We start from the raw sequence: 11,770 nt of genomic DNA on the forward strand, positions 1-11,770 counted from the left end.
TTGGTGTGCTTCTGCGCGCCCCGTTCAGATGACCTTGGCGCGGGTCAGGTCGTGGATATGCAGCGCGCCGACCAGGCGTCCGGCGTCGTCCACCACCAGCAACTGGTTGATGCGGTTGGCTTCCATCACCTGCACCGCCTCGACGGCGAGCTGGTTCTGGTTGACCACATGCGGGTTGCGGTGCATGACCTCGCCGATGGGAACGGTCTTCCAGTCGCGCGGGGTTTCCAGCAGGCGGCGCAGGTCGCCGTCGGTGAAGACGCCGATGGCATGGCCGTCGGGATCGACCACCGCGGTCATGGCCATGCCCTTGCGCGTGATTTCCATCAGCGCCTGGGCCAGCGGGGTGTTCTCGCGGACTTCGGGCACCGCATTGCCGGTGCGCATGACGTCGAGCACGTGGGTCAGCAGCTTGCGGCCGAGCGCGCCGCCTGGGTGCGAGCGGGCGAAGTCTTCCTCGCCGAAGCCGCGCGCGTCCAGCACCGCCACCGCCAGCGCATCGCCCAGCGCCAGCGCGGCGGTGGTGCTTGCCGTTGGCGCCAGGTTGAGCGGGCAGGCTTCCTTTTCCACGCCCGCGTCCAGGTGCGCGTCGGCCAGCTTGGCAAGGTTCGATTCCGGATTGCCGGTGACCGAGATCAGCCGAGCGCCGATGCGCTTGACGATCGGGATGATCGACAGCAGCTCGCCGGTCTCGCCGGAATTGGAGAAGGCGATCAGCACGTCGTCGCGCGTGACCATGCCCAGGTCGCCGTGGCTGGCCTCGGCCGGATGCACGAAGAACGCGGGGGTGCCGGTGGAAGCCAGCGTGGCCGCCACCTTGCGCCCGATATGGCCGGACTTGCCGATGCCGGAGACCACCACGCGCCCGCTGCATTGCAGGATCATCTGCACGGCATGGGCAAAGTCGTCGGTCAGGCGGCCGGAAAGTGCGGAAACCGCGTCGGCTTCGGTCTGGAGTGTGTCGCGGGCGAGTCGGAGTGCTCGATCCGCATCGAAATTGGCTATCATGGCGTCGAAGTATACCAACGAATGCGACGTCGCCCGGGGCTGCTTCGATGTGCCCCCGCGTGCCCGCCGCATCGACGCGCTTGCCAAGTTTCCCCGGCAGGGTGCCCGTGCCGGGTCGGACGCGCGCCTGGCCGGTCACCCGACCATCCTGATGCATTCACCGCTGGAACTGACCCTGGTGCTGCTGGCCGCTGCCGTCTTCGGCGTGGTCGCGTTCCGCATGCTGCAGCTGCCGCCGATGCTTGGCTACCTGGCCGTTGGCATCCTGATCGGCCCGCATGCGCTGGGACTGGCCAGCGATACCGCGCAGACCAAGTACCTGGCCGAGTTCGGCGTGGTGTTCCTGATGTTCTCGATCGGGCTGGAGTTCAGCCTGAGCAAGCTGCGGTCAATGAAGCGCCTGGTGTTCGGGCTGGGCGGCTCGCAGGTGGTGCTGTCGATGCTGGCGGTGGTGCCCGCCAGCTGGGCCTTCAACTGGCTCTTCCCGCTGTCGTGGCAGGCCTCGGTGGCGCTGGGCGGGGCGCTGGCGATGTCGTCCACGGCGATCGTCTCCAAGATGCTGTCCGAGCGCATGGAGCTGGAGAGCGAGCACGGCCGCAACATCATCAGCATCCTGCTGTTCCAGGACCTGGCGGTGGTGCCGCTGCTGATCGTGATTCCGGCGCTGTCGCGCGATCCCGGCGACCTGGTGATGGCGCTGGGGCTGGCCACGGTCAAGATCGTGGTGGCGCTGGGCGTGATCTTCTTCCTCGGCCAGCGCCTGATGAGCCGCTGGTTCCACATCGTGGCGGCGCGCCGTTCGCAGGAACTGTTCATGCTGAACCTGCTGCTGGTGACGCTGGGCATGGCGGCGCTGACCGAGCGGCTGGGCCTGTCGATGGCGCTGGGCGCGTTCATGGCCGGCATGCTGATCTCCGAGACGCCGTACCGGCACCAGGTGGAAGAAGACATCAAGCCGTTCCGCGACGTGCTGCTGGGGCTGTTCTTCGTCACCATCGGCATGCTGCTCAATATCCGCGTGGTGCTGGACCACCTGTGGCTGGTGCTGGCGCTGCTGCTGGTGCCGATCCTGTTCAAGCTGGTGCTGATTGCAGTGCTGGCGCGGGTATTCGGCTCGCGCCAGGGGGTGGCGATCCGCACCGGCCTGGGGCTGGCGCAGGCTGGCGAGTTCGGCTTCGTGCTGCTGAACCAGATCGACGGCCTGAACCTGGTCGACCCCGTGCTGATCCAGGTGATCCTGGCCTCGATGCTGCTGTCGATGCTGGCCGCGCCGTTCCTGATCCAGTACAGCGATGCCATCGTGCTGCGTTTTGCCGCCAACGAATGGCTGATGCAGTCGCTGAACATGACCCGCATCGCCGCGCAAAGCCTGCAGACGGAAAAACACGCCATCATCTGCGGCTTCGGCCGCAGCGGGCAGAACCTGGCGCACATGCTGGAGCGCGAGGGCATCACTTATGTCGCGCTCGATCTGGACCCCGACCGCGTGCGCGAAGCCGCCGCCGCCGGCGACACCGTGGTCTACGGCGACGCCGGCCGGCGCGAGGCGCTGATCGCCGCCGGTATCCACCGCGCCGCGGCGCTGATCGTCACCTACGCCAACACGCCGTCGGCGCTCAAGGTGCTGCACCACGTGCAGGAACTGGAGCCGGCGCTGCCGGTGATCGTGCGCACCGTCGACGATTCGGAGCTGGATGTCCTGCAAAAGGCCGGCGCCACCGAGGTGGTGCCCGAGATCATCGAGGGCAGCCTGATGCTGGCCTCGCACGCGCTGGTGCTGCTGGGCGTGCCGATGCGGCATGTGCTGCGCGGCGTGCAGGAGGCACGCGACGCGCGCTACAGCCTGCTGCGCGGCTACTTCCACGGCCGCGACGACGATGAAGACATGGTCGAGCGCGATTCGGTGCGGCTGCATTCCGTGTCGCTGGGGCCGCAGTCCACAGCGGTCGGGCGGCGCCTGGGCATGCTCGGGCTGGAGCGGATCGGCGTGGAGGTGACCGCGGTGCGCCGGCGCGGCATCCGCGCCTTCGATCCGGAGCCCGAGACCGTGCTGGAACCGGGCGATATCGTCGTGCTGCGCGGCCAGCCGGAAGCTTTGGAAGCCGCCGAGATGCGGATCCTGAATGGCTAGCCGCCGTGCGGCGCGCGATCAGTGGGAGAACGCCTGGCGTGGGCGCGCTTCCACCCACGACTCCGGCAGGTCGTTCAGCACGGCGCGCGCGTCCAGTGAACGGATCGGCACCGACTGGTCCGCCGGAATCCGCCCCTCGCCCTGCAGTTTCAGGTAGCGCAGGCAGCACACCCGCAGGAAGGACGAGAAGTTGCCCGCTACCGCCTCGCTGCCGCGGTGGGCGGTCAGCTCGTCATGCAGGCGCGTGATCAGCTGGTTGACGGTCATGCCGTCGCGCGTGGCCAGTTCTTCCAGCACTTCCCAGAACAGGGTCTCCAGGCGGATGCTGGTGGCTACGCCATGCAGCCGCAGCGACCGCGCCTGGGTCTGGTACGAGGCCGGATTGGCGCGGATAAAGATCTCACACATCGAAGCTCTCCGTGCTGCGCCGCGAGCGGCGCGCGGGTGCATGCCGCGCCGCCCGGTGGTGGCGCGGCGCCGCGTGGCGGAAGGCTCTAATGTACGATCTGCGTGCCCAGCACCGCAAGGAACTGTGCCAGCCAGGCCGGGTGCGCGGGCCAGGCCGGCGCGGTGACCAGCTTGCCGTCGGTATGCGCCTGGTCGACCGGGATATCGACATAGGTGCCGCCGGCCAGCTTCACTTCCGGCGCGCATGCCGGGTAGGCCGAACAGCCCTTGCCTTCCAGCACGCCGGCGGCGGCCAGCAGCTGGGCACCATGGCAGACCGCGGCGATCGGCTTGTCGGCCTGGGCGAAGTGGCGCACGATCTCCAGCACGCGGGCATTCAGGCGCAGGTATTCCGGCGCGCGGCCGCCGGGAATCACCAGCGCGTCGTACGCGGCCGGGTCGATATCGGCAAAGCTGGCGTTCAGGGTGAAGTTGTGGCCGCGCTTTTCGGTGTAGGTCTGGTCGCCCTCGAAGTCGTGGATCGCCGTGGCGCAGGCGGCGCCTGCCTTTTTGTCGGGACAGACGGCGTGGACGGTGTGGCCGACCATCTGCAGTGCCTGGAACGGCACCATGGTCTCGTAGTCTTCGGCGTAGTCGCCGACCAGCATCAGTATCTTCTTCGCCATCACGGTCTCCTGTATGGTTACGGGTGTCCGGCGGCAGCCGGCAGGGCCATTGTGCTGGCCGGCCCGGCGGCGCGGGTGGTAGCCCGTTACCGCAGCCGGCGCGGGCATCTTTCACCGGCGCGCGAGGCGTGCTCCTGTTTTTTTTCAGACCCTATGGCAGATTCCATCATCCAGTCCCCCGACCTCGGCGATGTCACCGGCTACCTGCGCGACCGCATCCGCACCGTGCCGGACTGGCCCATGCCGGGCGTGATGTTCCGCGACATCACGCCGCTGTTGCAGGACCCCAAGACCCTGCGCGTGCTGATCGACGTCTTCGTGCACCGCTACATGGACGCCGAACTGGACCTCGTCGCCGGCATCGACGCGCGCGGCTTTATCCTGGGCGCGATCGTCGCGTACGAGCTGAACCTGGGCTTCGTGCCGATCCGCAAGAAGGGCAAGCTGCCGTTCCAGACGGTGGCCGAGGAGTACGAGCTGGAGTATGGCAGCGCCACCGTCGAGATCCATGCCGATGCCTGCAAGGCCGGCGATCGCGTGCTGCTGGTCGACGACCTGATCGCCACCGGCGGCACCATGATGGCGGGGCGCAAGCTGCTGGAGCGGCTGGGCGCCACGGTAGTGGAGGGTGCCGCGATCGTCGACCTGCCGGAACTGGGCGGCTCGAAGCTGCTGCAGGACGGGGGGCTGCCGCTGTTCACGGTGTGCCGCTTCGCCGGACACTGATCCACGCTCACTGACGCAACGACACGGAGATCGACACGGAGACCATATGCCAGACCTGCTGCTGTTTCTGCTGACCTCGATCGCGGTCACCGTTGCGCCCGGACCCGACAACCTGCAGGTGCTCGCGCGCGGCATGGCTCAGGGGCGGCGCGCGGGGCTGGTGGCGGCGCTGGGTTTCTCGGTCGGCTGCCTGTTCCATACCGTGATCGCGGCGGTCGGGCTGGCGGCGGTGCTGCGCTCTTCGCCGCTGGCGTTCCAGCTGATCAAGTATGCCGGCGCCGCCTACCTGATCTGGATCGGCGTCCAGGCGCTGCGCGCCAGGGGCGGGCTGGCGCAGGGCGGCGACGTCGACGCGGTGCCGCTTGGCCGCGTGTTCCGCCAGAGCGTGCTCGGCAACATGATGAATCCCAAGGTGACGCTGTTCTTCCTGGTGTTCCTGCCTCAGTTCGTGCGCGCCGATACCGCGCATCCCGGGCTGCAGTTCCTGCTGCTGGGCGTGGTCTTCATGCTGCAGACGGCGGTGGTGTTCTCCCTGTTCGGCCTGTGCGCGGGCTGGCTCGGCGCATGGCTGCGGCGCCGTCCGGCCACGGGGCGCTGGCTCGACCGCGCGGCGGGGGCGATCTTCGTCGCGCTGGGGATCAAGGTCGCGCTGCCCTGAGCGCGGCCGCGGCCGTGCCGCGGCATGTGTTGCCTATGTGTTGCCTGTTGCCCGTACCCCTTGCCAGGTGCCGTTGCCGCTGCCCCGTGCCGGGCGCATAATGCCCCATTGACAACTACACGATGACCGGGCAGGGCCGCCTCCGGCAGTAATTCGGGCACCGGTCACACTGAGGCGCACAATGGGCGTACTTCTTCATCTGCTCTCGGGTGTTGCCCTGCTTGTATGGGGCACCAATATCGTCAAGGTCGGCATCCTGCGCGTCTACGGCGCCAACCTGCGCCATGTGCTGTCGACCAGCGTCTCCAACCGCTTCACCGCCTTCCTTGCCGGGCTCGGCGTCACCGGGCTGGTCCAGAGCAGCAACGCCACCGCGGTCATCGTCAGTTCCTTCGTCGGCCAGGGCCTGATCGCCGTGGCGCCGGCGCTGGCGATCATGCTCGGCGCCAACGTCGGCACCGCGCTGATGGTGCAGGTGTTTTCGCTCGACCTGTCGTGGCTGTCGCCGCTGCTGATCTTCGTCGGCGTGATCCTCCACCTGACCTGGAAGGGCAACAAGCCCGGCCACGTCGGGCGCGTGCTGATCGGGCTGGGCCTGATCACGCTGGCGCTGGAGCTGATCTCCATTGCCACGCGCCCGGTGGTGCAGGCCGCGGGGGTCAAGGTGCTGTTTGCCTCGCTGACCGGCGACTCCGGGCTGGACATGCTGGTGGGCGCGTTCCTGACCATCCTGTGCTATTCCAGCCTGGCCGTGGTGCTGTTCTGCGGCGCGCTGGCCTCGGCCGGCGTGGTGTCGATCCACGTGGCGCTGGCACTGGTGCTGGGCGCCAACCTGGGCTCGGGCATCTCCGCGCTGCTGACCACTTCGGGCAATAACCAGCCGGGCAAGCGCGTGACGCTGGGCAACCTGCTGTCGCGCCTGCTGGGCTGCCTCATCGCACTGCCGCTGCTGACCGAGGCGGGGGAGCTGCTGGCGCTGATCGACAAAGATCCGCAACGGCTGATCGTCAATTTCCACCTGCTGTTCAACGTCGCGCTGGCGATGCTGCTGCTGGGCGCCACCGCGCCGCTGGCGCGCCTGTGCGAGAAGGTGCTGCCCGGACGCAATACCGGCGACAGCCAGGTCACGCCGCGCCATCTCGACCCGGCCGCACTGTCAACGCCGACGCTGGCGCTGTCCAATGCCGCGCGCGAGGTGCTGCGCATCGGCGACCGCGTCGAGCAGATGCTCGACAACATGCTGCGCGTGATGCGCACCAATGACGCCAAGCTGGCCACCGCCACCTGCCGCATCGACAACGAGGTCGACGACCTCTACACCGCGATCAAGCTCTACCTGACCCGCATCAGCCTCGAAGCGCTGGACGAGCGCGACGGGCAGCGCTGGACCGAGATCATTTCGCTGACCATCAACCTGGAGCACGCCGGCGACATCATCGAGCGCATCCTGCTCGACACCAAGGACAAGAAGATCGCGCACAACCTGATGTTCTCCGAAGCGGGCATGGAGGAAATCGCCGAAATGCATGCGCGCCTGGTGGCCAACCTGCGGCTGGGTTTGTCGGTGTTCCTCAACGGCGACCTGAAGAGCGCGCAGGCGCTGATGGCGGAGAAGACCAACTTCCGCGAGCTGGAGCGCAAGTACGCGCGCACCCATCTGCAGCGCGTGGCGGTGCAGACCGCGGAAAGCGTCGAGACCAGTTCGCTGCATCTCGATGTGATCAGCGAGCTGAAGCGGCTGAATTCGCTGTTCTGCGCGACCGCCTATCCGGTGCTGGAGCAGGCCGGCGTGCTGAACCGCAGCCGGATGAAGGAAGACGATGTGCCGCCGGTCACGCGCGTACAGGCGGCGCAGCACTGAGCGGCACGGCTACAGCTTGTAGCCGAACTTGCGCAACAGTTCTTTCCGCTCCGCTACATCCGCCTCGGTCTCGATCCCCAGCGGCGAGGCGCCGTCGATCACGCCCACCACGCCGCGGCCGGCATCGGTCTGCGCGATGATCACCTGCGTCGGGTTCGCGGTCGCGCAGTAGATCCGGCACACCTCCGGCACCGCACGCACCGCGCCCAGCACGTTCACCGGGAAGAACCCGTCTCCCAGGAAGATCAGGAAGCTGTGCCCCGCGCCGATGGCGCGCGCGTTCTCGCACGCCATGTCGATCAGGGGCTCGTCGGTGCCGGACCAGCGCACCAGCCGCTTGCCCGAGGCCTCGCAGAACGCCAGCCCGAAACGGATGCCGGGCACGGTGCCCACCAGCGCCTCGTGCAGGTCTTCCACGGTCTTGATGAAATGCGAATGGCCGAAGATGAAGTTGGTGGCTTCCGGCTTGGTGACCGGTACGACCGTCAGTTCCATGGCGGGGCTCCTGTGCGATGCATGTCGCCGTCCGGTTCATGGTAGGGCGCGAGGTGGTGAAAGCAAGCCAGCGCCTGCTATACCGGAGGGGTTGACGCACCACCGGAGCAGCCGATGCCTGCCTTTTGCCGCTTGCTTGCCCTGCTTGCCATCGTCTCCACGCTTGCCGCCGCGCAGGTCTCTCCGGCATCACAGGGCGAGATCGCGGTGAGCGAGCTGCAGCGCCCGAATGTCCTGGTGGTGCTGCGCCATGCCAGCGCGCCGGGCGTGGGCGACCCGCCCGGGTTCCGGCTGGCCGATTGCGCCACCCAGCGCAACCTCGACGCGCGCGGACGCGAGCAGGCAATGCGGCTGGGAACGAGCTGGAAGGCGGCCGGCTTCAGGCCGACGCAGGTGTGGAGCAGCGCGTGGTGCCGCTGCCAGGACACGGCGCGGCTGATCGGGCTGGGCCCGGTACAGGTGCAGCCGCTGCTCAATTCGTTCTTCGGGGCGGATGCGCCGCGCCGCGACGCGCAGGTCGCGCAGCTGTCGCGCCTGATCGACGGCCTCGACCCGCAAGGCGGTCCCTACCTGATGGTCACCCACCAGGTGGTGATCACCGCGTTGACCGGCCACGGCGCCGACAGCGGTGGCGGCGTGGCGATCGAGTTGCCGCAGGGCGGCACGGCGCGGCGCACGCGCGTGCTGCCTGCCGCCGGACTCGACTGAGCCGCGACCAGTCGGCAGGTCAGCCGCGCTTGAGCAGCGGCGCCAGATACTTGCCGGTGAAGCTGGCCTTGCTCTTCGCCACCGCCTCCGGCGTGCCCCGCGCGATCACCTGGCCGCCGCCGGCGCCGCCCTCCGGGCCCATGTCGATCAGCCAGTCGGCGGTCTTGATGACGTCCAGGTTGTGCTCGATGATGACCACGGTGTTGCCCTGGTCGCGCAGCTTGTGGATGACCTTGAGCAGCAGCTCGATATCGTGGAAGTGCAGGCCCGTAGTGGGCTCGTCCAGGATATAGAGCGTGCGCCCGGTGTCGCGCTTGGACAGCTCCAGCGACAGCTTCACGCGCTGCGCCTCGCCGCCCGACAGCGTGGTCGCCGACTGCCCAAGCCGGATATAGCCCAGGCCCACGTCCAGCAGCGTCTGCAGCTTGCGCCGCACCACCGGCACCGCGCTGAAGAACTCGTACGCCTGCTCGACGGTCAGGTCCAGCACCTCGGAGATGTTCCTGCCCTTGTACAGCACCTCCAGCGTTTCGCGGTTGTAGCGCTTGCCGTGGCAGACGTCGCAGGGCACGTACACGTCGGGCAGGAAGTGCATCTCGACCTTGAGCACGCCATCGCCCTGGCACGACTCGCAGCGCCCGCCCTTGACGTTGAACGAGAAGCGGCCCGGATCGTAGCCACGCTCCTTGGCCGCCGGCACGCCGGCGAACAGCTCGCGGATCGGCGTGAACAGGCCGGTGTAGGTGGCCGGGTTGGAACGCGGCGTGCGGCCGATCGGGCTCTGGTCGACGTTGATGACCTTGTCGAAATGCTCGAGCCCCTCGATGCGGTCGTGCTGCGCCGGCTCCGGCGTCGAGCCGTACAGGTGGCGCGCCACCGCGTGGTAGAGCGTGTCGTTGATCAGCGTTGACTTGCCCGAGCCGGACACGCCGGTGATGCAGGTGAGCAGGCCCACCGGCACCTCGGCAGTGACGTTGCGCAGGTTGTTGCCGCTGGCATTGACGATGCGCAGCAGCCGCTCTTCATCCGGGGCGGCACGCTTCTTCGGCACTTCGATGCGGCGCTGGCCCGACAGGTACTGCCCCGTCAGCGATGCCGGCGAGTCCTCGATCTGCCGCGGCGTGCCCTCGGCCACGATCATGCCGCCGTGCACGCCCGCGCCCGGGCCGATATCGACCACGTAGTCGCAGGCGCGGATCATGTCCTCGTCATGCTCGACCACCAGCACCGAGTTGCCGATATCGCGCAGGTGCTTGAGCGTGCCGATCAGGCGGTCGTTGTCGCGCTGGTGCAGGCCGATCGAAGGCTCGTCCAGCACGTACATCACGCCGGTCAGGCCCGAGCCGATCTGCGACGCCAGCCGGATGCGCTGCGCCTCGCCGCCCGACAGCGTGTCGGCGCTGCGCTCCAGCGACAGGTAGTCCAGGCCCACGTTGTTGAGGAAGTTCAGCCGCGCGGTGATCTCCTTGACGATCTTGTCGGCGATCTCGCGCTTGGCGCCATGCATGTCCAGCGTCAGGAAGTAGGTCAGCGCATCGCGCAGCGGCCAGCCGTTGATCTCATAGATCGCGCGTGCCTGCTCGTTCTCGCCCAGCTTGACGTGGCGCGCCTCGGTGCGCAGCCGCGTGCCGTGGCAGGCGGGGCAGGGCTGGTTGTTCTGGTACTTGGCCAGTTCCTCGCGCACGGCGACGGAATCGGTCTCGCGGTAGCGGCGTTCCAGGTTGGGGATGATCCCCTCGAACACATGCTCGCGTACCGTGGTGCGGCCGCGCTCGTTGATGTAGGTGAACGGGATCTCCTGCTCGCCCGAGCCGTGCAGCACCACTTGCTGCACGGTCTCCGGCAGCTCTTCGAACGCTGTCTCGGTATCGAAGTCGTAGAACGCCGCCAGGCTCTGCAGCATCTGGAAGTAGAACTGGTTGCGCCGGTCCCAGCCCTTGATCGCGCCCGAGGCCAGCGACAGGTTGGGGAAGGCCACCACGCGCCTGGGATCGAAGAAGGTGATCTGGCCCAGCCCGTCGCAGCTCGGGCACGCGCCCATCGGGTTGTTGAACGAGAACAGCCGCGGCTCCAGCTCCTGCAGCGAGTACGAGCAGATCGGGCAGGCAAAGCGCGAGCTGAAGGTGTGCTCCTCGCCGCTGTCCATTTCCAGCGCCAGCGCGCGGCCGTCGCTCAGGCGCAGCGCGGTCTCGAACGATTCGGCCAGGCGCTGCTTGATGTCGGCGCGCACCTTCACGCGGTCGACCACCACATCGATGCTGTGCTTCTCGGTCTTCTTCAGCTTGGGCAACTGGTCGACCTCATACACCCTGGCCTCGGCCTCGTGCGCGGTGCCGCCGCCCGAGCGGATGCGGAAGCGCACGAAGCCCTGCGCCTGCATGCTGTCGAACAGGTCCGAGTGCTCGCCCTTGCGGTCGACCACCACCGGCGCCAGGATCATCAGCTTGGTGTCTTCCGGCAACGCCAGCGCCGCATCCACCATCTGCGACACGCTCTGCGCCTGCAGGGGCAGGTTGTGGTCGGGGCAGTAGGGCGTGCCGGCGCGCGCGTACAGCAGGCGCAGGTAGTCGTGGATCTCGGTGACGGTGCCGACCGTCGAGCGTGGGTTGTGGCTGGTGGCCTTCTGCTCGATCGAGATCGCCGGCGACAGGCCTTCGATCAGGTCGACGTCCGGCTTTTCCATCAGCTGCAGGAACTGGCGGGCGTAGGCGGAGAGCGACTCCACGTAGCGGCGCTGGCCCTCGGCATAGAGCGTGTCGAAGGCGAGCGAAGACTTGCCCGAGCCCGACAGGCCGGTGATCACGATCAGCCGGTTGCGCGGCAGGTCGAGATTGATGTTCTTCAGGTTGTGGGTGCGGGCCCCACGGATCTTGATTTCTTCCATATGCCGAAAAGTCGTCGCCAGGCAGGCCGCCCGGGCCGGGCTGGCCGAGGCTGTCTGAAGGAAAGGCAAAACCCAGTGTCCAAGTGCGCTGACTGGCACTTCCTGCCGCTGGCGACGGCGGAATGCGCATCCGGGCACACGCCCGGGGGGTCTCTGGCAAGGCCAGGTGACCCGGGAAGCGCGAAGGAGCAAACCTGTTAATATACCCAACTTCGGTTTCCGGGGT

The 11,770-nt window shown here is 67.8% G+C and carries 10 protein-coding genes; 5 read left to right on the top strand and 5 right to left on the bottom strand.

Features of this window, described 5'->3' with window-relative positions; genetic code table 11:
• Positions 1–24 precede the first annotated feature (24 nt).
• Complete coding sequence (locus VSR71_RS26585; protein WP_342916754.1) at positions 25–1,008, bottom strand: KpsF/GutQ family sugar-phosphate isomerase; 984 nt, start codon at positions 1,006–1,008, stop codon at positions 25–27.
• 151 nt (positions 1,009–1,159) lie between these two features.
• Here VSR71_RS26585 and VSR71_RS26590 point away from each other — a divergent pair, with 151 nt between their 5' ends.
• Entirely contained in the window at positions 1,160–3,139 is a 1,980-nt protein-coding gene (locus VSR71_RS26590) for a cation:proton antiporter (protein WP_342916801.1), read from the top strand.
• 18 nt (positions 3,140–3,157) lie between these two features.
• On the opposite strand, the gene VSR71_RS26595 is transcribed toward VSR71_RS26590, so the two are convergent.
• Both VSR71_RS26595 and VSR71_RS26600 read right to left on the bottom strand, forming a co-directional pair.
• The gene (locus VSR71_RS26595) at positions 3,158–3,547 is read right to left on the bottom strand and encodes a ribbon-helix-helix domain-containing protein (protein ID WP_342916755.1); all 390 of its coding nucleotides are present in this window, start codon (positions 3,545–3,547) and stop codon (positions 3,158–3,160) included.
• An 86-nt stretch (positions 3,548–3,633) separates the two neighbouring features.
• Positions 3,634–4,212 carry a DJ-1/PfpI family protein gene (locus VSR71_RS26600; RefSeq protein ID WP_342916756.1) on the bottom strand — a complete coding sequence of 193 codons (579 nt, stop codon included), beginning with the start codon at positions 4,210–4,212 and terminating at the stop codon, positions 3,634–3,636.
• 153 nt (positions 4,213–4,365) lie between these two features.
• Between VSR71_RS26600 and VSR71_RS26605 the strand changes: the two genes are divergently transcribed.
• The 3 genes from VSR71_RS26605 (at position 4,366) to VSR71_RS26615 (ending at position 7,457) form a co-directional block, all read left to right on the top strand.
• Entirely contained in the window at positions 4,366–4,938 is a 573-nt protein-coding gene (locus VSR71_RS26605; protein WP_342916757.1) for an adenine phosphoribosyltransferase, read from the top strand.
• 46 nt (positions 4,939–4,984) lie between these two features.
• Positions 4,985–5,596: a LysE family translocator gene (locus VSR71_RS26610; protein WP_342916758.1), complete on the top strand. Its 612-nt coding sequence runs from the start codon at positions 4,985–4,987 to the stop codon at positions 5,594–5,596.
• Between the two features lie 181 nt (positions 5,597–5,777).
• Positions 5,778–7,457, top strand: a complete 1,680-nt coding sequence (locus tag VSR71_RS26615; protein WP_342916759.1) for a Na/Pi cotransporter family protein — start codon at positions 5,778–5,780, stop codon at positions 7,455–7,457.
• 9 nt (positions 7,458–7,466) lie between these two features.
• Here the strand turns inward: VSR71_RS26615 and VSR71_RS26620 are convergent, their stop codons facing one another.
• Complete coding sequence (locus VSR71_RS26620) at positions 7,467–7,952, bottom strand: adenosine-specific kinase (RefSeq protein WP_342916760.1); 486 nt, start codon at positions 7,950–7,952, stop codon at positions 7,467–7,469.
• Positions 7,953–8,066: 114 nt separating this feature from the next.
• Here VSR71_RS26620 and VSR71_RS26625 point away from each other — a divergent pair, with 114 nt between their 5' ends.
• Positions 8,067–8,660: a histidine phosphatase family protein gene (locus tag VSR71_RS26625; protein ID WP_342916761.1), complete on the top strand. Its 594-nt coding sequence runs from the start codon at positions 8,067–8,069 to the stop codon at positions 8,658–8,660.
• 19 nt (positions 8,661–8,679) lie between these two features.
• Here the strand turns inward: VSR71_RS26625 and uvrA are convergent, their stop codons facing one another.
• Positions 8,680–11,544 carry an excinuclease ABC subunit UvrA gene (gene uvrA, locus VSR71_RS26630; protein ID WP_342916762.1) on the bottom strand — a complete coding sequence of 955 codons (2,865 nt, stop codon included), beginning with the start codon at positions 11,542–11,544 and terminating at the stop codon, positions 8,680–8,682.
• Positions 11,545–11,770 lie beyond the last annotated feature (226 nt).

Source organism: Cupriavidus oxalaticus, from assembly GCF_038900635.1.
GTDB classification, from domain to species: domain Bacteria; phylum Pseudomonadota; class Gammaproteobacteria; order Burkholderiales; family Burkholderiaceae; genus Cupriavidus; species Cupriavidus oxalaticus_B.

What these genes read in the sequence shown, in the direction of transcription:
- uvrA (WP_342916762.1), bottom strand. Translation starts at nt 11,544, where the DNA reads ATGGAAGAAATCAAGATCCGTGGGGCCCGCACCCACAACCTGAAGAAC.
- VSR71_RS26610 (WP_342916758.1), top strand. Translation starts at nt 4,985, where the DNA reads ATGCCAGACCTGCTGCTGTTTCTGCTGACCTCGATCGCGGTCACCGTT.
- VSR71_RS26595 (WP_342916755.1), bottom strand. Translation starts at nt 3,547, where the DNA reads ATGTGTGAGATCTTTATCCGCGCCAATCCGGCCTCGTACCAGACCCAG.
- VSR71_RS26585 (WP_342916754.1), bottom strand. Translation starts at nt 1,008, where the DNA reads ATGATAGCCAATTTCGATGCGGATCGAGCACTCCGACTCGCCCGCGAC.
- VSR71_RS26600 (WP_342916756.1), bottom strand. Translation starts at nt 4,212, where the DNA reads ATGGCGAAGAAGATACTGATGCTGGTCGGCGACTACGCCGAAGACTAC.
- VSR71_RS26625 (WP_342916761.1), top strand. Translation starts at nt 8,067, where the DNA reads ATGCCTGCCTTTTGCCGCTTGCTTGCCCTGCTTGCCATCGTCTCCACG.
- VSR71_RS26615 (WP_342916759.1), top strand. Translation starts at nt 5,778, where the DNA reads ATGGGCGTACTTCTTCATCTGCTCTCGGGTGTTGCCCTGCTTGTATGG.
- VSR71_RS26620 (WP_342916760.1), bottom strand. Translation starts at nt 7,952, where the DNA reads ATGGAACTGACGGTCGTACCGGTCACCAAGCCGGAAGCCACCAACTTC.
- VSR71_RS26590 (WP_342916801.1), top strand. Translation starts at nt 1,160, where the DNA reads ATGCATTCACCGCTGGAACTGACCCTGGTGCTGCTGGCCGCTGCCGTC.
- VSR71_RS26605 (WP_342916757.1), top strand. Translation starts at nt 4,366, where the DNA reads ATGGCAGATTCCATCATCCAGTCCCCCGACCTCGGCGATGTCACCGGC.